At 44.6% G+C, this 19,483-nt stretch carries 18 protein-coding genes; 7 read left to right on the top strand and 11 right to left on the bottom strand.

What is annotated here, in order from left to right:
* Nucleotides 1-104 precede the first annotated feature (104 nt).
* Nucleotides 105-2,261 (top strand): sensor histidine kinase, encoded by a 2,157-nt coding sequence (locus tag AC3AQ9_RS09185; protein WP_488307164.1) that lies wholly within the window; start codon nucleotides 105-107, stop codon nucleotides 2,259-2,261.
* 219 nt (nucleotides 2,262-2,480) lie between these two features.
* Here the strand turns inward: AC3AQ9_RS09185 and AC3AQ9_RS09180 are convergent, their stop codons facing one another.
* From AC3AQ9_RS09180 to AC3AQ9_RS09160, 5 genes are all read right to left on the bottom strand, one after another.
* Nucleotides 2,481-3,116, bottom strand: a complete 636-nt coding sequence (locus tag AC3AQ9_RS09180; protein WP_488307163.1) for a response regulator transcription factor — start codon at nucleotides 3,114-3,116, stop codon at nucleotides 2,481-2,483.
* A complete protein-coding gene (locus AC3AQ9_RS09175) occupies nucleotides 3,094-4,137 on the bottom strand; it encodes a sensor histidine kinase (RefSeq protein ID WP_488307162.1) in 1,044 nt (347 codons plus the stop codon). The genes AC3AQ9_RS09180 and AC3AQ9_RS09175 overlap by 23 nt, the downstream gene beginning before the upstream one ends.
* Nucleotides 4,134-4,832 (bottom strand): cell wall-active antibiotics response protein LiaF, encoded by a 699-nt coding sequence (gene liaF, locus AC3AQ9_RS09170; RefSeq protein WP_488307161.1) that lies wholly within the window; start codon nucleotides 4,830-4,832, stop codon nucleotides 4,134-4,136. Before liaF ends, AC3AQ9_RS09175 begins: the two co-directional genes overlap by 4 nt.
* Before the next feature lie 65 nt (nucleotides 4,833-4,897).
* Nucleotides 4,898-5,536: a PspA/IM30 family protein gene (locus tag AC3AQ9_RS09165; RefSeq protein ID WP_488307160.1), complete on the bottom strand. Its 639-nt coding sequence runs from the start codon at nucleotides 5,534-5,536 to the stop codon at nucleotides 4,898-4,900.
* A 12-nt stretch (nucleotides 5,537-5,548) separates the two neighbouring features.
* The gene (locus tag AC3AQ9_RS09160; protein WP_488307159.1) at nucleotides 5,549-5,890 is read right to left on the bottom strand and encodes a lmo0954 family membrane protein; all 342 of its coding nucleotides are present in this window, start codon (nucleotides 5,888-5,890) and stop codon (nucleotides 5,549-5,551) included.
* A 174-nt stretch (nucleotides 5,891-6,064) separates the two neighbouring features.
* On the opposite strand from AC3AQ9_RS09160, the gene AC3AQ9_RS09155 reads away from it, so the two are divergent.
* The 5 genes from AC3AQ9_RS09155 (at nucleotide 6,065) to trhO (ending at nucleotide 10,543) form a co-directional block, all read left to right on the top strand.
* A complete protein-coding gene (locus AC3AQ9_RS09155) occupies nucleotides 6,065-7,150 on the top strand; it encodes a metallophosphoesterase (protein WP_488307158.1) in 1,086 nt (361 codons plus the stop codon).
* A 13-nt stretch (nucleotides 7,151-7,163) separates the two neighbouring features.
* On the top strand, nucleotides 7,164-7,781 hold the full coding sequence (locus tag AC3AQ9_RS09150; RefSeq protein WP_488307157.1) for a DedA family protein: 618 nt from the start codon (nucleotides 7,164-7,166) through the stop codon (nucleotides 7,779-7,781).
* A gap of 129 nt (nucleotides 7,782-7,910) precedes the next feature.
* Nucleotides 7,911-8,861 carry a 2-hydroxyacid dehydrogenase gene (locus tag AC3AQ9_RS09145; RefSeq protein ID WP_488307156.1) on the top strand — a complete coding sequence of 317 codons (951 nt, stop codon included), beginning with the start codon at nucleotides 7,911-7,913 and terminating at the stop codon, nucleotides 8,859-8,861.
* An 11-nt stretch (nucleotides 8,862-8,872) separates the two neighbouring features.
* The gene (locus AC3AQ9_RS09140) at nucleotides 8,873-9,286 is read left to right on the top strand and encodes a VOC family protein (RefSeq protein WP_488307155.1); all 414 of its coding nucleotides are present in this window, start codon (nucleotides 8,873-8,875) and stop codon (nucleotides 9,284-9,286) included.
* 294 nt (nucleotides 9,287-9,580) lie between these two features.
* Complete coding sequence (gene trhO, locus AC3AQ9_RS09135; RefSeq protein ID WP_488307154.1) at nucleotides 9,581-10,543, top strand: oxygen-dependent tRNA uridine(34) hydroxylase TrhO; 963 nt, start codon at nucleotides 9,581-9,583, stop codon at nucleotides 10,541-10,543.
* A 59-nt stretch (nucleotides 10,544-10,602) separates the two neighbouring features.
* Here the strand turns inward: trhO and AC3AQ9_RS09130 are convergent, their stop codons facing one another.
* From AC3AQ9_RS09130 to AC3AQ9_RS09105, 6 genes are all read right to left on the bottom strand, one after another.
* Nucleotides 10,603-12,129 (bottom strand): tripartite tricarboxylate transporter permease, encoded by a 1,527-nt coding sequence (locus AC3AQ9_RS09130; RefSeq protein ID WP_488307153.1) that lies wholly within the window; start codon nucleotides 12,127-12,129, stop codon nucleotides 10,603-10,605.
* Nucleotides 12,130-12,147: 18 nt separating this feature from the next.
* The gene (locus AC3AQ9_RS09125) at nucleotides 12,148-12,597 is read right to left on the bottom strand and encodes a tripartite tricarboxylate transporter TctB family protein (protein ID WP_488307152.1); all 450 of its coding nucleotides are present in this window, start codon (nucleotides 12,595-12,597) and stop codon (nucleotides 12,148-12,150) included.
* 49 nt (nucleotides 12,598-12,646) lie between these two features.
* Nucleotides 12,647-13,663: a tripartite tricarboxylate transporter substrate binding protein gene (locus tag AC3AQ9_RS09120; protein ID WP_488307151.1), complete on the bottom strand. Its 1,017-nt coding sequence runs from the start codon at nucleotides 13,661-13,663 to the stop codon at nucleotides 12,647-12,649.
* A 137-nt stretch (nucleotides 13,664-13,800) separates the two neighbouring features.
* Entirely contained in the window at nucleotides 13,801-14,478 is a 678-nt protein-coding gene (locus AC3AQ9_RS09115; RefSeq protein WP_488307150.1) for a response regulator, read from the bottom strand.
* Nucleotides 14,471-16,063, bottom strand: a complete 1,593-nt coding sequence (locus tag AC3AQ9_RS09110; RefSeq protein ID WP_488307149.1) for an ATP-binding protein — start codon at nucleotides 16,061-16,063, stop codon at nucleotides 14,471-14,473. Before AC3AQ9_RS09110 ends, AC3AQ9_RS09115 begins: the two co-directional genes overlap by 8 nt.
* A gap of 729 nt (nucleotides 16,064-16,792) precedes the next feature.
* On the bottom strand, nucleotides 16,793-17,734 hold the full coding sequence (locus AC3AQ9_RS09105; RefSeq protein ID WP_488307148.1) for a MerR family transcriptional regulator: 942 nt from the start codon (nucleotides 17,732-17,734) through the stop codon (nucleotides 16,793-16,795).
* Nucleotides 17,735-17,987: 253 nt separating this feature from the next.
* Here AC3AQ9_RS09105 and AC3AQ9_RS09100 point away from each other — a divergent pair, with 253 nt between their 5' ends.
* Nucleotides 17,988-19,469 carry an aldehyde dehydrogenase family protein gene (locus AC3AQ9_RS09100; protein ID WP_488307147.1) on the top strand — a complete coding sequence of 494 codons (1,482 nt, stop codon included), beginning with the start codon at nucleotides 17,988-17,990 and terminating at the stop codon, nucleotides 19,467-19,469.
* Nucleotides 19,470-19,483 lie beyond the last annotated feature (14 nt).

Genomic DNA, 19,483 nt, shown 5'->3' with positions numbered 1-19,483 from the left:
TTCAGTCTGCTCTACTGTTTTACATTTATCTTTGAATTTTTTGTAACTCCTCCGATTGCTGAATTGCTGGCTTCCCTCAGAAGTTTATCGATAGGGGATGTTTGATGATGAAGAAATGGCTGTGGTTATTGATTGCCTCATTTATTATAATTGGCTGTTTTAGCATTATGGAATTGGGGCCGAAGTATTTTGGGAAAACCTTTTTAGACACAACTGATTTCGAGGCAGAATTCGCTTACTTTACTGATAGGCTTATCGAACTGGAATTGGATTCACTTACGGATAAAACGGCTGTACCGGTAACTTCAGCAGAAATAGAAGAATACCGAAACGGTACACTAACGGATCAACTCTACAGCATTCGCGACCAGTATGAGATAGATATTCAAGCGGCCATTTCTGCAGGCAACCAGGAGTTGGCAGAGGCACTTACTCAAGAACGTGAAAAGAAAGTGGGAGAAATTCGGAATAACTTTTCTGATGATGAAATGGTTGTCCGAAAGATACTAGCTGAACGAAAAGAGTCAAACGAGCAATTAATCCGAGATTCCCAAAATGAAAAAAAAGTTTTTCTGAAAGACAGCGCGTATTACGTATATGAACTTACAAATCTTGAAACGGAAGAAACGTTTACAAAAGGTGAGCTGAAGGATCAGCCATATTTCGAAAAAACATATTCGCAAGATAATCCGCTAAGTTCTTCTGGAGAATATTCGGTAAATACGAATTCTGCATTTTTTAATATGGAGTCTTCTGCCTTCACAAATTCGAATGCTAGTTTTGCAGGGACCATACAGATTGATCAGTCATTGCTGGCGTCTTCTAATCAAGGGATGAGTTTTAAGCAATTTACAGTGGTGAAAAGTATATTATATGCATTTGGCGCCTTGGTAATTGCCGGATTGGTCGTTCTATGGACGCACCTGCGCTTTGATCTGAAATGGTTTCTACAGACGCCGCATTTCGGAAAATGGTCGCGTCTGACATTGGATATCCGATTTCTGCTGGCAGTTATCTCTATAATTTTCGCGCTTTTTGCTTCTTCGGAGCTGTTTCGGACAATGGCCAATACATGGACCGATAACTATATTGGTTACACATTCGATTTGGCATGGAAGTTGATCGCAGCACTTGGTTTAACTGCTTTAAGCCTGCTGCAGATTATTTGGCTATTTGCCTATTATAGGAATGGGCATGTGTTCAAACATGAATTCCAGCAGAGCTTTATACTGCAAAGCATCCGAAATGCACATAAGGCTTTCTTGAATAAATCAATCGGCATTCAATCCCTTGTTTTATTGATTATCGTCTTTTTCTGGGGAGCCGGGACCGTTCTGCTGTTCATAGCCCCACAGATGATTGTCTTGTGGCTTCCCGCTTCTGCATTGCTCGGGCTTCCGGCAGTTCTGCTGATGCTGAACCGCTTCGGCTATCTGAATGTGCTAATGCTTCAAACAGAAGCGTTGGCAAGCGGGCAATTAAACCATGAGCTTCCGGTTCGCGGCAAGTCCCCGCTCGCACAGCATGCCAGACAGTTAAACCGCCTGAAAGAAGGTGTCAGAATGTCGATGTCCGAGCAAGCCAAAAGCGAACGGCTGAAAACGGAATTGATCACCAATGTCAGCCATGATTTGCGCACACCGCTGACATCGATCATCACGTACACGGATTTGATGAAAACACCTGATTTGTCGGATGAAGAACGGCTGGCCTATGCGGAAATCCTAGACCGTAAATCACAGCGCCTGAAAACGCTGATTGAAGATTTGTTTGAAGTTTCAAAGATGGCCAGCGGCAATATGGAGCTGCAACGTACACAGATCGATTTGAACCAATTGCTGCAACAAGCGCTCGCTGAGCATGCGGAAGACATTGAACTTTCAGGGTTGGACTTCCGGGTAGCAACTCCAGAAAAACCGGTTTACATCCATGCGGATGGCCAGAAATGGTGGCGGGTGCTGGATAATCTGGTCTTGAATGCCATCAAATACGCATTGCCGGGAACACGGGTTTATCTATCGCTTGGTGAAGCTGATGGACGTGCGGAATTTATCATCAAAAATATAACCCGCTATGAGCTGGGCAGCAATACAGATGAATTGTTTGAACGCTTCAAGCGGGGAGATGAGTCGCGGCAAACTGAAGGCTCAGGCCTTGGCCTTGCGATTGCCCAATCCATTGTCGATCTGCACGGCGGCATAATGAAAATTGAAGTGGACGGCGACTTGTTTAAAGTCATGGTTTCGATTCATACTATATAAATAAAACGAGGCTGTCCCGAAAGTCGATTTCACTGACTTTTAGGACAGCCTCTTTCAATTTTACTTAGTACATCAGGGGACAATTGGAAAAGCCGCTCGGGCGCTTTGGGTATGGCTCATGCAGGAAGCTAAGCAAAACCCGCTCATCGCGGAAGTCCTGCCCTAAGCGACCGAAGCGGCGTGTAAAAGAGTCAATTTAATATAACAAAAAATCCCCCCTCATTGCGGAGGAGAGACGAGTTTATGCTGGAAAGCGTAGATGACGGCTTGTGTGCGGTCATGGACTTCCAATTTTGCGAGCAGATTGCTGACATGGGTTTTGACGGTTTTTAGGGCGATAAACAATTCATCGGCTATTTCCTGATTTGTGTAGCCGTTTGCCAGAAGCAGCAGGATTTCCATTTCACGTTCTGTCAAATCTTCATGCAAGACACGGTCATGGCGCATTTGCTTCATCATTTTGCTCATGACTTCCGGTTCCAAAACAGAAGTGCCGTTCATCGTTTCCCGGATGGACTCTGCGATGCGCGAAGCTTTGGAAGTTTTCAATATGTAGCTGACGGCCCCCGCTTTTAATGCAGGATATACTTTGTCGTCATCCAAAAAGCTTGTGACAATCATGATTTTTGCTTCCGGCCATTGCCGGACAATGGCATCTGTCGCTTCGGCTCCGTTCATGATCGGCATGACCATGTCCATGAGAATGACATCCGGGCGAAGATCGAGGGCCATTTTGACAGCTTCTTCTCCATTTACCGCTTCGCCAACCACTTCCATATCGTTTTGCGACTGCAAATAAGCAGAAACGCCGATGCGCACCATTTCATGATCATCAACCAATAAGATTCGAATCATTGGAAACCTTCCTTTCGATAGGGACTTTTACTTCGATAATAGTGCCTTCGGAAGGCACGGAAACGATTTTGCTGGTTGCGCCGATTTCAATGGCTCGTTCTTCAATGTGCTTTAAGCCGTATGAAGTCGATTTGGACTGCTCACTTTCAAAACCGATTCCGTTGTCCTGGATGCGTAAAATGGCAAATTGATCGCGTTCAACAAATAAAATATGGACTTCGGTCGCTTTGGAGTGGCGCAGCGTATTCGATAAAGTTTCTTGGGCGATGCGGAATAAATGATCTTCAGCACCTTTTGGCAACGGTACTTCTTCAAGTTTATGTTCGATGGTGAAATATACTTTTTCCTTTAATTCGGATACCAGTTCAAATAATCCTTGGCGCAAGCTCTTATCATGAAGAGCTGCCGGACGCAAATGCAAAAGTAAAGCACGCATCTCAAGCTGAGCCTGCTGCACCATTTTTTCGGTCTGCAATAAGCCTGGTGATGCCTCTCCATGTTCAGTCATGGAAGACAATAGCATGGAAGCTGCAAACAATTGCTGGGAAACTGAATCATGGAGTTCGCGCGCCAGCCGTTGGCGTTCCATGATCAATCGTTCCTGGATAATCTGGTCTTGGGTTTCGGCTCGTTCATTTGAAATGCGGGCCAAACTTTTGCGCTGGGATTCCAGCAATTTTTGCAACTTCAAAATTGAAGCAGATAAATTATTCGGCAAAGTCTTCATTTGGGTGGCTTCGATGACGGTCTGGTCTTCATTTCTAAGAAGTGCCTGGAAAATTTCATCGAGGTCCTGAACTTTTGACCGCGATAAAGATTCAGACCACAAGGCAATTCCAGCAGACAGTACCAGCATCAATACCAAAAGCCAAATGCCAAAAGGAAGGCCGGCAACAAAATCTTCCCATAATATGGACCAGCTGCGGTTGTTTGGTAGTCCGAGCAATACAACTAAAATGCTGAATACGATAACAGCGAATAAGCCTATAAAAAACAAGCCGCGTGGCAGGACTTGTCTCATCGCCGGATCACCTCGACATCACCCATCCATGTTGAAAGTGACACAACCAGTTCGGTTTTGCTGTAATCGTCGGACGTATAGCCATCTTCCGAATGGATGGTTCCATTCCAAATGCGTTTCTTTTCCCCGCCGAAAAACTGTGCATCACCAAGAAGAGTCGTGTAATAAATGCGGACAGGCACTTCGTATGGCAAAATGATTTTAACTTTGCCAAATCCTTGCCGAATAGAAATCAACGAAGTTTTTTTCGGCAATACTGTTTGGGTGACGTCAACGAGCAAGTCTCCAACAAAGCCTTGGACATGGATATCTTTCCATTCGTAGGCTTCAATTGGGGTGCTTTGGGCTGCCATGAATTTATTTTGAATCAGGCCTTTATCCAGCGTTCCATGAATGGGAACGTTTTGCTGCCATTCTTCACCTTTCCATAAACGTACGAGCAAGTAAATGGCTATTGCAAATATCAGCAACCGCAAGCTCCACATCGATAAGACCGAGATGCCGATCAAAATAAAACCGGTCCACACATAGGATTTACGTGTTTTTTCAGATTTATTCATCGCGTAATAAATCAGTCCGATACCAAGAAGAACCAAAAATACGCTGCCGTTGCCGAAAAAAGCAGCTTCCACGAATATGAGAAGTAAAGCGCTCAGAATGATAAACGCCTGTTTGTTAGTAGTAAACAGTTGCATCGTAGTTTTGCCTCCTTCTTTGTAGCGGAAAAGCGAGAAGAAGGAATCCTTCTTCTCACTCTAGTTTACCCAATTTCCTTATGTTGTGCGCTGTTTTTTTCTAAAGCTTCTAGCCGGCGTTCCATGGCGGAGCGTTCATGTTCTTGTTCGACTTTTGAGCCAAGTGTTTTGATGTATGACGCCATGTCATCATAAGATCCGAGGCGTTCCGCCACAAGTTCCGGATTCAACACTTTGTCCATTTGGTAATGGGCCCGGGTTGCGTTTTCCTTGCCCATCAATTGAAGCTGCCGCACTTTCATATCTTTTACTTTATGTTTCATTTCCTCATAGCGCTGTTCCAAACCGGTCAATTCAGCCAGGTTTTCCTTGATTGTCCGATTCAGCTCAGCAACGCGATTGGAATAAGCGGCCACTTCCATTTCAGCAAATGCAGACAAGTCGCTTTCACCTGAAGTTTGTGCAAGTTCAAGCTGGGACTGCCGCTTTTCAAGCATCGATGAAGCTTCAGCCAATTCTTTTTCCAGTTTGCTGTTCAGCTTGGCTTGGCGCTCGACCCATTTGCCTGTTTCTTCCGTCTGCTTTTCAGCTTCCACGATATAGCGGTTCAAGACAGCCAGTGGATTTTTTTCTTCTTTCTTTGATACCAGTGTATCTACGTCTGTTGCTACTGCGAATTTAAAGCGTTCCCATAAAGATGCCATTTGTATTCCTCCTTATTTTGTAAGTTTGTCCCATTGTCTTTCGAAATTTGTAAACGGATCATTTGTTTTTGCTACTGTGACAGGGCGTTCATTCCAATTGCGGTAAATCCACCATAGTCCGGCAGCTGCTGCCACACCAATCAAAGCCGGTACGTTGGAAATGGCTGACAGGGCTCCGACAGCACCAACAAATCCCCACCAGATTTTTGCTGCAGTGGATATGCTTTTCAGATAAAAATGCACACCCATGTAGAGAATCAAACCAGAGACTGCCAATCCCATGATGGCGCCGAGATTGGATAATACGATGATGCCGGCGACAATGCCCAGTGTAATCATCCAAAACTTATTCAATTTAATTCCTCCTCTCAATTTGTATCTTCATCTTATCAAGGGGTGAATCTTTTCAACACGGTCCCTGACTGCATCTTTTACTAAGACTTGAGACGTAGTTTGGTTTAGGTGAGGTGGATTGAAATGGAAGATGCTATAATATCTTCTATATAGCACGAAGAGGGGAGCTGCTCTATGAGAATAATCACTTACAGCATTACAGCGTTAAGTATTTATCTGGTTCTTGTCACTTACCTTGGCTGGAACGTATACTTATGGTTTGACTCATGGGCAGAATGGATTTATCCTGTGTTATTCGGCTTCCTCTGGTTTATCATCGCCTTCAGCTTTTTCATTGGCCGAATGGGGCATCGCTGGCTGATATTTTCAGTAATTGGCGCTTATTGGTTCGCTTTTCTGGAATACGGAATCATTTTCTTTCCACTGGCGAATATCATCAGCTTATTTGTTGATTGGAATCAAGAAGCTTTAATTCTCGGAAATGCGGTGGCTGCCATTTTCGCTTTGATTTTTATTGCCGGAACCTATCTGGCTTACAGTCCGGTTGTCCGTGAGCTGGAAATCACCATTGGCGGGCCTGCTTCAGACCCTCTTCATCTAGTGGTAGGTTCAGATTTTCATCTGGGTATTCTTTCAGGCAGACGGCATCTTAAACGTTTTGTCACCCTTGCCAATAAACTAAAGCCGGACGTCGTCCTGCTTGCCGGAGACTTGGTGGATGATGATCCGGTATGGTATGCACATTATGGAATGAAAGAAGAAATGGAGAAATTAAAAGCCGAACTGGGCGTGTATGGTGTTTTGGGCAATCACGAATACTATGGCAAGAAAATTCCTTTACTGGTACGGCTAATGGAAAGTTCCGGAGTGAAAATCCTGCGGGATGAAACTATTTTAGTCGGAAATCGTTTCTATTTAACAGGAAGGGAAGACCGGACAAATGGCAAGCGCCATGCATTGGAACTATTAAAACCGAAAAGTGAATTGCCATGGATCATTTTGGATCATACGCCATCTGATTTAAAGACGCCTGTACAACTAGGGGCAGATTTACATATATCCGGCCATACCCATAAAGGGCAGATGTGGCCGAATCGCTTTATTACAAAAAAAGTATTTGAACTGGATTATGGCCATCGCCTTTCCGGAAAAACCCATCTCCTTGTGTCGTCGGGATTCGGGTTTTGGGGACCAGCCATACGTATTGGCAGCCGCTCAGAATTATGGTCGATCAAGATGAAATTTGAGCCAACAAACTAAGAGGAGCATTTAAATGGAACAGTGGATTACATCAGTTATGTCTGAATACGGTTATATCGGAATCTTTTTACTTATTATGCTGGAGAACGTGTTCCCGCCAATTCCGTCCGAAGTGATCTTGACTTTAGGCGGATTTATGACAACGACAACAGATATGACCATTACGGGAGTGATTTTGGCTTCAACAGCTGGATCGGTATCGGGTGCATTAATATTATATGGAATCGGGTTGTTATTGGACGTTGAACGTTTGGAGAAAATTGTGGAAAAATATGGCCATATATTGCGTGTGAAAAAAGCCGACATCCACCGTGCGGATGCCTGGTTTGATCGCTATGGTATCTGGACCATCTTTTTTGGGCGGCTGATTCCATTGGTCCGCAGTTTAATTTCGATTCCTGCAGGGATGGCCAACACGAAATTTTGGCTGTTCCTGACATTTACTACATTGGGTACCCTTCTATGGAATACGGTCCTTGTCTTTGTAGGGGAAGCAGTAGGGGAAAACCGCGATCAGATTATGGAACAGCTCGATATTTATTCAAATGTGGTTTATGCTTTGATTGCACTGGGCGGAATTGCGGCCATCTGGTATTACTTTAAAAAAATCAGAACACGCGAAATAGATTGAATCCGATTAGGAAAAACTGTCAGCTGTTTGCCGGCAGTTTTTTTTATTGTTATAATTATTCGAAAATGGGAAAATGCTAGCAGTCGTTTAGGCATTGAAGTACATATAATGGAATTGGAGAGGATCGGCATGAAACCAATCGTTTACATTACACAGAAGCTGCCTGATGAAGCTGTAGCAAGTTTACAGCAATCTTATGAAGTGCGGATGTGGGAAGATACGGAAACTTCAGCTCCGCGTGAAGAGTTATTAAAACAAGTAAAAGATGCGCAAGCGCTTTGGACGATGCTTTCTGACAATATCGATGGAGAAGTCTTTGAAGCAGCGCCGAATTTGAAAATCATCACAAATCTGGCGGTAGGGTACAACAACATTGATTTGGATGCCGCCCACAAGCATAAAGTTTTTGTCACGAATACACCGGATGTATTGACTGAAACGACGGCAGATTTAACGTTTGCGCTGCTATTGGCAACGGCTCGGCGCATAGTGGAAGCGGACAGAACCGTGCGTTCGGGTGATTGGAAATCTTGGAGCCCGATGGGGATGACCGGACAGAATGTCGGCGGAGCAACACTTGGCATCATCGGCATGGGAAGAATCGGGGAAGCGGTGGCAAGGCGCGCGCAAGGGTTCGGCATGAATGTGCTTTACCATAACCGGACACGCCGAAGCTTGGAAGATGTAAAATATGCGACATTGGAAAATCTTCTGAAAGAATCGGATTTTGTCGTGATTTTAACGCCGCTTACCAATGAAACAAGAGGCATGATCGGTGAACAGGAACTGTCGCTGATGAAACCGACTGCTTGTTTGATCAATGTAGCGCGTGGTGGAATTGTAGATGAGAACGCCTTATACGAAGCGCTAAAAGCGAACAAGCTATGGGGAGCAGGATTGGATGTTTTCGAACAGGAACCGGTTCCGACAGACCATCCATTGCTTAGTTTGCCAAATGTCACGGTATTGCCTCATATCGGCAGTGCGACTGTCCAGACAAGATTCGCGATGATGGCCATGAATGCAGAAGCCATTGCGGCGTGCCTTGAAGGGCGCTCAGTAAAAAATCGAGTATGTTAGGGAGTGTTTAGATGAAAGGTTCAATTACACCATATCTTACTTTCTATGGCCAAGCAGGTGAAGCTTCATCTTTTTATGAGGAGGTCTTTGGCTTAGAAAGAATAGGAAGCCAAACTTATGGAGATTCCGGCTTCCCAAGTCCGGATCATGCCAAAGAATTTCTTCTGCACTGCCTGTTGCAAAAAGGCGATTTTCGGTTAATGATGGCCGATTCTGTAGAGGAGCAGCCGGAACAGCCACGCTCCGGCCTGGCACTTGTCGTAGAATGTGAAAGCGACGAAGAAGCCACAAGGATTTTCGGCAAACTGTCTGAAGGCGGACAAGTGATCATGGAACTTCAAGACACTTTTTGGGGAGCTAAATACGGAAAAGTAAAAGATAAATACGGATTCATCTGGGACCTGAACGTAGAAAAAGAAAAGTGAAGGCGCCTGTTTAGCCCCGACAAGCTTAAGACAAACCGCCGAAGCGGCGCTCTTTGCCGCCTAGGCGGATTGGCTTAAGACCTCGAGGGGCTAGGCGCCGCAACTGGACAATAGAAAAGTGAAGGCGATTGAAAAAGATCTTATATAAATCTGATCATAAGTGGCAGCTGCTTCAGGCAGCTGTTTTTTCAATTTCACAAAAGTTGAATTTTAGCGGTTTTTATTGTAAAATGATTTAGGTTTTTGAAGTCTTTGGGACTTACGGAACAAATTGAAGAATAGGGGGTATGATTCATGCAAAATCATACACACAACGTTTTACTTTATTATTTATATACACCAATCGAAGATCCTGAGACTTTCGCAGCTGAACATTTGGCAGCTTGCAAGGAAATTGGGCTGAAAGGCCGTATCCTTGTTTCTCATGAAGGAATCAATGGTACATGCTCTGGAACAATCGAGCAGACAGAAGCCTATATGGAGATGGTGAAAAGCGATCCGCGTTTTTCAGAAATCGTCTTCAAAATTGACGCGGCAGACGGCCATGCATTCAAAAAAATGCACGTGCGCGCGAAAAAAGAAATTGTTCACTTGGGCCTCGAAGAGGATATCGATCCGAATGAATTGACTGGAACTTACTTAGAGCCTGCAGAATTCTACAAACGCATGCAGGATCAAGATACAATCGTGCTTGATGCACGCAACGACTATGAATATGACTTGGGCCATTTCCGCGGCGCTGTGCGTCCGGATGTCGAAAACTTCCGTGATCTTCCGGAATGGGTCCGTGAAAACAAAGAAATGTTCGAAGGTAAGAAAATTTTAACTTATTGCACAGGCGGAATCCGCTGTGAAAAATTCTCTGGCTGGCTGAAAAAAGAAGGCTTTGAAGATGTAGCGCAATTACATGGCGGCATCGTAACTTACGGAAAAGATCCGAAAGTGCGTGGCGAGCTTTGGGACGGACAGTTGTATGTATTCGATGAGCGTATTGCTGTTCCTGTAAACCAAGTAGAGCACGTTGTTGTCGGCAAAGACCATTTCACTGGCGAGCCTTGTGAGCGCTATGTGAACTGCGCAAACCCGGAATGCAACAAGAAAATTCTTGCTTCTGAAGAAAACGAACATAAATACATGCGTTCATGCTCTGACGAGTGCCGTGAACATCCACGCAACCGCTATGCCTTTGAACACGGGTTAACGGGAGCAGAAGTTCAGGAACGCCTGGATGCATTAAAGGTAACAACAGAAGTATAAGCAATCAAAAAAACCGTCCTTAAAGGGACGGTTTTTTGTATGGCTCAAGATCATATCAATTATCCTTCTTCATTCAGTACTACAGAACGGCCTTTCAATTTTAAAAGCAGCGGAATCAGCAGCCAAGCAGCAGCCACTAATAACAGCACCAATGAAATCGGGTTGGTGACGAAAGTTGAAAAGTCGCCGTTTGAAATGGTTAATGCGCGGCGCATATTGTTTTCAATCATTGGCCCAAGAACCAGCGCCAAAACCAGCGGTGCAACCGGAAAATCGTTTTTAGTCAACAAATATCCAAGCACCCCGCAGGCAAGCAACAGGTAAAGGTCGAATGTCGTGTACTGTACGGCATAAACGCCGAAGAACGAAATGGCGATGATGATCGGCAATAAATACTTTTTAGGTGTTTGAATAATCTTAGCAAACACTTTTACAAGAGGCATGTTCAGTATGAGAAGCATCAGGTTCCCGACGAACATACTGGCGATCAGTCCCCAGGCCACTTCTGGATGGTCATCAAATAACAATGGGCCGGGCTGGATATTGTACATAATTAAAGCCCCCATAAGAATGGCAGTTGTCCCGGATCCTGGAATCCCTAACGTCAACAAAGGGATCATAGCGCCTCCAGAAGCAGCGTTATTGGCTGATTCCGGTCCGGCAACACCGGCGATGGCACCTTTGCCGAATTGTTCAGGGGTTTTGCTGAATTTCTTCTCGCCGATATAGGAGAAAAACGAAGCAAGAGTAGCTCCTGCGCCTGGCAGCACACCGATAAAGAAGCCCAATAGCGATCCGCGCATTATAGGAGCCGCGCTATCTTTTAAGTCTTGTCTGGTTGGCAGGATCCGGCCGATTTTCGCCATTGTGCCATCTTCATGGTCCCGTTCCAGAACGGTTTTGAAAACTTCACCTAAAGCGAAAAGGCCAACAGCAATAGTCAGAAATTCAAGTCCGGAATACAAGACCGGAATATCATACGTAAAGCGGGCGATACCTGAAACAGCATCGATTCCGATGGTTCCGAGCATCAAACCGAACACCGTCATCATCAAAGCTTTGGTCATCGATTTTCCGGCTAGGCCACTAACGGCTGCAAGCCCCAGAAGCATTAAAGAAAAATATTCGGCAGGCCCGAATTCCAAAGCTATATTTGATAAAGGCTCAGCCAGCAAGACAAGGCCGATCAGAGAAATGATGCCTGCTGCAAACGAACCAATGGCGGCGATTGATAATGCAGCTCCGGCACGTCCTTGCTTCGCCATCTGATAACCATCGAGAGTCGTGACGACTGACGAAGATTCACCAGGTGTGTTCAGCAGGATGGAGGTGGTTGAGCCGCCATACATGGCGCCGTAATAGACACCCGCCAAAAGAATAATGGAACTGGCTGCTGCTGCCTCTGTCGGCAGGCCAGCCGTCAAAGTAGCGGTCACCGGGATGAGGAGTGCAACGCCGCTCATCGGCCCGATACCTGGCAAAACGCCGACTGCGGTTCCGATTAAGACCCCGGCAAATGCAAAGAGGATGTTTTGCCATTGAAACGCGATGCTGAATCCATCCATCAGAAATTGTAAGGTATTCATAGTACTCCACCTTTCAAATTAAAATACCGGGAATCCCGGCAGCGAGCCGCCGAGGAATTCGGCAAAAAAGTAATAGACGCCAAATGAGAACCCTGTGGCGATCAAAATGGATTTGATCCATTTGCCGCGCTCCATTGTCTGGAAGGCGATTAAAAGAAACACAAACGTTGTAATGACATAGCCGAGAGGTTCCAGTAAAGCTGCATATAAGAGTGCACTGACTAAAATGATGATGAACTTTTTATACTGGACAGCTTCGCCATTTTTAGCTCCTGCCTGATAACGGAAAGTTTCAAAAAGCAAGCGCAGGCTCAACAAAATTAATATGGCTCCTAGACCAATAGGAAAGATGTCCGGACCGACTGCTGAACCGTATGAGCTTTTGGAAATCCGCTGGCTCTCAATGACAAACAGAAGGCCAATCAGTAAAAAAGCGATTCCTGCAAAGCGATCGAAGGTTTTACTCATTGTCTTTCACCCCTTTTAAAGTAAGAAAGCGGCCGAGGCCGCTTTCGCATTATTTTTTCATTTCTAGTGCAGTCAATAATTCAACAATGACTTCTTCTTGAGTTTTTAGGTAATCTACAAAGTCTTCGCTATTTTTATATTCACTTTGCCAGCCGTTTTTCTCCAGCTCTTGTTTCCATTCTTCAGAATTAGACATTTCTTCTAATTTTGTAGACCAGTATTCTTTTGCGCCATCAGACATGTTTTTTGGACCGAAAATTCCGCGCCAGATCGTAAATTCTGCATCAATTCCTTCTTCCATGAATGTCGGCACTTCGCTCAGCTCACCTTCAAGGCGTTCTGGTGAACTAACAGCCAGTACCCGGACATCTCCGGATTTCACATATTCAGCAATTGTGGATGCGTCTGTAGCAATCACATCTGCATTTCCTCCAAGAAGGGCAGCTACGGCTTCACCGCCGCCATCATAAGAAACGTATTTAACCGATTTTGGATCGATGCCATATTCGAATGCCGGCAAAATGCCTACCAAGTGGTCCATAGATCCGGGAGCCGAACCTCCAGCAAGCGTTACTTTCTTAGAATCGGCTTTGATGGCCTCTAGGACATCTCCCAATGATTGGAATTTAGAATCTGCTTTTACGACAATGGCACCGTAATCGCGTGTCAATTGCGCCAGCGGTGTTGTATCTTTATAGCCGTAAGGGCTATTGCCTTCCGCTTTGTTATTATTGATCAAAATCGGCGGTGATTTTACTAGCATCATGTAATCGTTATCCACTTCTTTTGTCGCATATTCGGCCATATAAACAGCTCCGCCGCCGCCGGGTTTATTCTCCACGGTAATGGGCTCTTCGATCAACTTAGTGCCGTTCATTGTCTTAGCGATAGAACGAGCCGTTAAATCCCATCCGCCTCCAGCGCCTGATGGAGCTACGATGGTGATGCCGCGTTCAGGATACTTCTCAGAACTTGCATTTGAACTTGAACTTTCCTCTGAAGAACAGGCAGCGAGACCAACCGCTAATACCCCGGCCAGTGAAACTGAAATTAACTTTTTCAACATATAATTCATCCCCCTTAAAAATGATAAAAAGACAGCGCTTTCATCTGCTGTCTTTAATTTATCAGAACTTTTATGAAATTCAATGTTTGTGGTCATAAGAGGGATATTGTCCAAATTGTGGATATTGTTCATAAAGTTCACGGCTGGGGGAAATACCGCCGTTCCGGTCTTCCGATTGTTCCGTATAGAAGCTCAGCACGAGCCGTCTGCTCGGAGACCAAGTGTTCCAAATATCGCCGGGCTGTAGAACGGCTCATTCCACAAGATGCTCCCATCTCCTCGGCAGTGATTCCATTTGCGGATTCGGACAGTTTAGTTTGGATGCGTGACATCGTACTAGGGTCGATTCCTTTTGGTGTCGCCACTGGATCTGCAGAAGCAGTACGGCTCTTATTCCAAAGCAATTGAATCGACTCTTCATTCAGTGGGCCTTCCGTTTCCAGCGAACGCCGTTTTGCCTGATACATCAGCAGGCTTTCTTTAAAACGGTCAAATGTTAACGGTTTTAATATATAATCGGATACGCCGCTTCTGAATGCTTTTTTAACGATATCTGTTTCCGAAGCAGCGGTAATAAAGATGACATCAGAATCAGGGCTCTCCAACTGGATAAAAGGCATTAAATCCGTGCCTTTTATATCCGGCAAATAGGCATCAAGCAAAATAAGCTGTGGTTTTAATACTTGGATCCAATCTTTTGCTTCTGATCCGGTATATGCAGAACCCACCACTTGAAACCCTTCGATTTTTTCAATAAACCGTTTATGGATATCGGCGATTCGCTTGTCGTCTTCGATAATCAGAACTTCAATCATGGCCATTTCCTCCAATTTTTATGGAAATAATGAATAGGGCTCCTCCAAGGTCGCCAGTTTCCATAGCAATTTCACCTTGCAGATCCTGTACATTTTCATAGACTTTGAGCATTCCGAACCCACGGTCATCGCCGGCTTTAGTCGAAATGCGTTTTTTGAATAAAGTGGAAAGAATATCAGGATCCACACCTTCTCCGGAATCTTCTACTTCAATCAGGATTTCACTCCCGTTATCTGACAAAAGAAGCCGGACTATGCGTTCAGGCTCGGGAAGACTTTCAACTGCCTCAAAAGCGTTGGTGACAAGGTTGCCAAGAACTGATACAAACAAACTTTTTTCAAGATGGGAAGGAAGCTTTTTTAATAAGCTTTCTTCATCCAAGATAAGTTTCACTTTTAATTCGCGGGCCCGGTTGAAAAGGCCGATTACAATGCCCCCAAGAAATGGATCTTGAAGCCGTTGTGTGACAAATTGCACCAGCGATTGCTGTTCTTCCGTTTCATTATGAATCAATTGCATCGCTTCTTCGAGAGAATTCAACTGGATCAACCCTGAAATGGTATAAAGGAAATTTTGATGTTCATGGGTCTGGGCGCGTAAAGCATCTGCATATTGCCTAACTTGTGAAAGCTCATTGCGAAGTCCTTCTATGTCTGATTGCAAACGGAAACTGGAAACAGCGCCGATGATTTCATTTCCTAAATGGATTGGGATTCTATTGACAATCAACTTTTTTCCGCGAATGGTCATTGGCCTGTCAAGCTGTGCTTCGCCTGTTTGCAGAACTTGGGGAAGCAGGGTGTTGGGCAAGACTTTCTCTACAGGCCAGCCGATAAGCTCGGTTTCTTTTGGCAAAGACAGGAAGTCATATGCGGAGACGTTGGCCATCGTAATGGCACCAGCTTTGTCTACCATAAGAATGCCTTCCCTGACGGATTCGATTAAAGCATTGCGTTCAGTATACAGATTGGCAATTTCTTCCGGTTCCAGTCCGAAAAGTATCTTTTTAATATTGCCTGCCAGAAACATGGAGCCAATTGCGCCAAAAAGAATGGCGATAAGGACAATGCCGATGATAGAGTCGGCGTATTCCAGAAAAATAGAAGTGATATTTGTTTTTAGAAAACCTACGGAAATGACGCCAATAATCGCTCCATTTTCATCAAATATAGGGGCTTTTCCCCGAAGTGCTGGCCCAAGTGATCCGGTTGCTTCTGAAATATAGGAGTCACCATTTGAAAGCGCACGTGCATTATCATCCCCGACCATCATTTTTCCAATTCGCTCTTCAATAGGGTGGGTATAACGGATGCCATTTTTATTGCCAATGACGACATACTCCGCACCGGTTTGTTCTCGGATATGTTCAGCGATTGGCTGAAGGGCAGACGAAGGGTCAGTTTCTTTAAAACCATTTTTGATATCTTGGCGGTCCGCTGAAGTAACGGCGATGGCCAAAGCCCGCTTGCCGACTTGCTCTTCAATGGCTTCAGAAATGGTAAAGTAAAACGAGATTCCGGCCAGCACCATGACGGTCGAGATGAACAGAGCTCCATAGATAAAAATTCTTCGCTGCAATGGCATTCCGAAATCACTCATTTCCTTTTTGATACTCTATTCTATCCAATTTTAAACAGTTAAGAAAGAGGCTAGAAAAGAGAAAATGGGATTAAGCAAATATCAAGCATAAAAAAACGCAAAAGTTTTCACTTTTGCGTTTTTTAGGCTATTGAGAAACTTGTATGTTCTTCTATCATTTCGCTCCAGGACGGACGCTTTTCGCGGGGTGCGGCCTGAGCCTCCTCGCTTGCTATGCTCCCTGCGAGGTCTCAGGACTCGCCTCGCTACGCTGCTCCCGCAGGACTCGCCTCGCTACGCTGCTCCCGCAGAAGTCGCTGCATTCAGCATTCTTTTGTCACCTTTAGAGCATCTTTAAAATCATAATTGTCTGAGTAAATTCTCTTTTATTGTTTCCTGCTCTCCAGATATGAAGCCAACCAGCGGAGACGCCTGCGGGATAGCGAGACAGCCGAGACCCTGCAGGAGCGTAAGCGACGAAGCGGCTTGGCGCTCGCCCGCGGCAAGCGCAGCTGGTTGGCGGAATATCGGTTAAGGAATGAAGGCTAATACAAGTTTTTACTTTTTCTACAAGCTGAAAAACGCAAAAGTTTTCACTTTTGCGTTTTTTCTTCCTGCTCTTCCTGCTTTTCAGCGCAATCAAAACAGAAGAGCTGTCCTTCTATATAAACTCCATCCAAAAAACCGTCACGGCAATAAATGTCTTTTTCACAATTGCTGCAAGGCCCGATGAGTTCACGCATCTTGATGGGCCGCCGCGTATATGTACATGGCTTCCTTCAAATAAGATGACAATCCTTTTCCATGCTGGTCGATGTTATTCGCAAATCGACGATCCGATGCATATAAATCTGCAAGGCTTCGGAACATTTTCGGAGTGCAATCATAAAAGCGGTTCAACAAATTGTAATAAGCTTTCATTTCAATTTGAACCTTATGGGAAGCGGGGGAAAGAGCCATCAGAGATGCTACCGCTTTGTAGATGCGATTGCCTTCACGGTTGATTTCTTCCAAATCTTCTTTTTCTTTTTCCGGTTTCGGTTCTACGGTTGCAGCCGTTTCTTCAACAGCGTTAAGCTGTGGAGCAGGTTCCAATTCTTCAACAGGATTTGTTTCTTCGACAGATTCCAGTACTTCGGTAAATTCTTTTTCTTCAGCAGGTATCATCTCTTCAACGGATGTTTCTTCTTGAGTTGATGTTGATTCAGGAGATGGCGAAGGTTCTGATATATTCGCTTGTTCACCAGCAGCTTTTGGTTGTTCAATATCAGCTGTCTTATATTTTTTGATATCATCATCTGATTTTTTTATAGAAAAAGCAGCAAAGCGGTCTTCATTAGACAAATCTTCGTCGCCTTCCAGTTCAAGGCGGGTCCGTTCAGCGTTTTCTATCAGCTTTTCCAGCCGTGCTTTTTTCTTTTCTAATAATTCAACATGCTGCGTCAAAGCAAATTTCGAATCAAAGCCATCTGCGACAATCTCTTGAATTTTCTTTAGCGAAAATCCAAGTTCTTTAAAAAATAAAATATGCTGAAGCAATTTCAAATCTTCATTATTGTAATAACGATATCGATTGGAACCAATATTTGACGGTTTCAATAATCCGACACTGTCGTAATGGTGAAGTGTTCGGACACTGACTCCTGCAATTTTTGCTACTTCTTGTACTTTGTACACTTAATCACCTCTCCATTATGATTAGACTATTACGCACCGTCAGTGTCAATAGCTTTTCAGGATTTCTTTGTAAATGGCTCCTTTATCATAGTATAAAAACTTAAGGTGTATTAATTAACGGGTCCATTCGATTAGACAACTAGTAAAAAAAGAAAGACTGATATTTCTAACAACTCCTAGAAGTTTCTTGAGTAATATGGAATAATAGAAATGAAAGCGTTTTCAATATTTTGAACTGAAGGAGGAAGTGTCCGTGAAGTTAACCAATTTTATTAATGGCACCTGGCAAGATGGTTCAAATGCAAAATACACTCCTGTTTTAAATCCCGCAACGGGAGAAGAATTAGCTCAAGTGCAGATGTCTACAAGAGAAGACGTGGACACAGCCGTAAAGGCAGCAAAAGCAGCACAAAAGAAATGGGCAAAAGTTCCGGCTCCAAAAAGGGCCGATTATTTGTATGAAATAGGGCGTCTGATGAAACAAAAGAAAGAACAACTCGCACAGGTGCTGACAAAAGAAATGGGCAAAGTGATTGAAGAAGGCAGAGGAGAAGTACAAGAGGGAATTGACATGGCTTATTATATGGCGGGTGAAGGCAGACGGCTGTTTGGTGAAACCACACCTTCAGAGCTTGCCGATAAATTTGCGATGAGCGTCCGTTCACCGATTGGCGTTGTCGGATTAATAACACCTTGGAACTTCCCGGTAGCGATTGCCACTTGGAAATCCTTCCCGGCAATTGTCGCCGGCAATGCGTTTCTTTGGAAACCGGCAACGGAAACACCGATGATGGCTTATGAAATGGCAAAAATTTTCGAAGAGGCGGGCCTGCCGGAAGGCGTTGCAAATATAGTCTTTGGTTCCGGGTCTGAAGTCGGGACTGCCATGATTGAACATAAAGACATCAAAGTCATTTCATTTACCGGTTCAACTGAAACCGGCCGTAAAGTTGCTGAAGCGGGCGGACGCAATTTGAAAAAAGTTTCTCTGGAAATGGGCGGGAAAAATGCAGTGATCGTCATGGAAGACGCCGATTTGGATTTGGCGGTTGAAGGGATTTTATGGAGTGCTTTCGGTACGGCTGGCCAGCGATGTACAGCTTGCAGCCGTGTGATTGCCCATAAGGACATTAAAGAAGCCCTGCAAAACCGTTTGCTGGATAAAATTCAAATCTTGACGATTGGCGACGGAATGGACGAATCAGTGAAGGTTGGACCGGTAATCAACAAAAATGCGTTGGAGAAAATCCATTCGTATGTCGGAATCGGGCAGCAAGAAGGAGCCACATTGCTTGTTGGGGGAGAAATTCTGAAGGAGGCTCCATATGATCAAGGGAACTATTACGCACCGACAATGTTCACTGATGTTACCCCGGACATGCGGATTGCTCAAGAAGAAATCTTCGGACCAGTCATTTCAATTATCGAAGTCGGCAGTTTTGATGAAGCCATCGAGGTCAATAACGGTGTAATTTACGGGCTATCAAGTTCGATTTATACAGCGGATGTAAACCGTGTGTTTAAAGCCCAAAGAGATTTGGATACTGGCATTGTCTATATCAATGCCGGAACCACGGGCGCTGAAATCCATTTGCCGTTCGGGGGGACAAAAGGGACAGGCAACGGACATAGAGATTCCGGAGTGGCGGCACTTGATGTTTTTACCGAATGGAAGAGCATCTATGTGGATTACAGCGGAAAATTGCAGCGTGCACAAATTGACAATGAAATCTGAGGCGGAGAGGGGCA

The organism is Planococcus sp. VCh962, assembly GCF_057748275.1.
Note: the sequence above shows the minus strand (reverse complement) of the source record. Positions and strands in the feature narration are given on the sequence as shown.

What these genes read in the sequence shown, in the direction of transcription:
- AC3AQ9_RS09140 (WP_488307155.1), top strand. Translation starts at nt 8,873, where the DNA reads ATGAAAGGTTCAATTACACCATATCTTACTTTCTATGGCCAAGCAGGT.
- AC3AQ9_RS09125 (WP_488307152.1), bottom strand. Translation starts at nt 12,597, where the DNA reads ATGAGTAAAACCTTCGATCGCTTTGCAGGAATCGCTTTTTTACTGATT.
- AC3AQ9_RS09175 (WP_488307162.1), bottom strand. Translation starts at nt 4,137, where the DNA reads ATGAGACAAGTCCTGCCACGCGGCTTGTTTTTTATAGGCTTATTCGCT.
- AC3AQ9_RS09180 (WP_488307163.1), bottom strand. Translation starts at nt 3,116, where the DNA reads ATGATTCGAATCTTATTGGTTGATGATCATGAAATGGTGCGCATCGGC.
- AC3AQ9_RS09165 (WP_488307160.1), bottom strand. Translation starts at nt 5,536, where the DNA reads ATGGCATCTTTATGGGAACGCTTTAAATTCGCAGTAGCAACAGACGTA.
- AC3AQ9_RS09150 (WP_488307157.1), top strand. Translation starts at nt 7,164, where the DNA reads ATGGAACAGTGGATTACATCAGTTATGTCTGAATACGGTTATATCGGA.
- AC3AQ9_RS09145 (WP_488307156.1), top strand. Translation starts at nt 7,911, where the DNA reads ATGAAACCAATCGTTTACATTACACAGAAGCTGCCTGATGAAGCTGTA.
- AC3AQ9_RS09155 (WP_488307158.1), top strand. Translation starts at nt 6,065, where the DNA reads ATGAGAATAATCACTTACAGCATTACAGCGTTAAGTATTTATCTGGTT.
- AC3AQ9_RS09115 (WP_488307150.1), bottom strand. Translation starts at nt 14,478, where the DNA reads ATGATTGAAGTTCTGATTATCGAAGACGACAAGCGAATCGCCGATATC.
- AC3AQ9_RS09110 (WP_488307149.1), bottom strand. Translation starts at nt 16,063, where the DNA reads ATGCCATTGCAGCGAAGAATTTTTATCTATGGAGCTCTGTTCATCTCG.
- AC3AQ9_RS09130 (WP_488307153.1), bottom strand. Translation starts at nt 12,129, where the DNA reads ATGAATACCTTACAATTTCTGATGGATGGATTCAGCATCGCGTTTCAA.
- AC3AQ9_RS09120 (WP_488307151.1), bottom strand. Translation starts at nt 13,663, where the DNA reads ATGTTGAAAAAGTTAATTTCAGTTTCACTGGCCGGGGTATTAGCGGTT.
- trhO (WP_488307154.1), top strand. Translation starts at nt 9,581, where the DNA reads ATGCAAAATCATACACACAACGTTTTACTTTATTATTTATATACACCA.
- AC3AQ9_RS09185 (WP_488307164.1), top strand. Translation starts at nt 105, where the DNA reads ATGATGAAGAAATGGCTGTGGTTATTGATTGCCTCATTTATTATAATT.
- liaF (WP_488307161.1), bottom strand. Translation starts at nt 4,832, where the DNA reads ATGCAACTGTTTACTACTAACAAACAGGCGTTTATCATTCTGAGCGCT.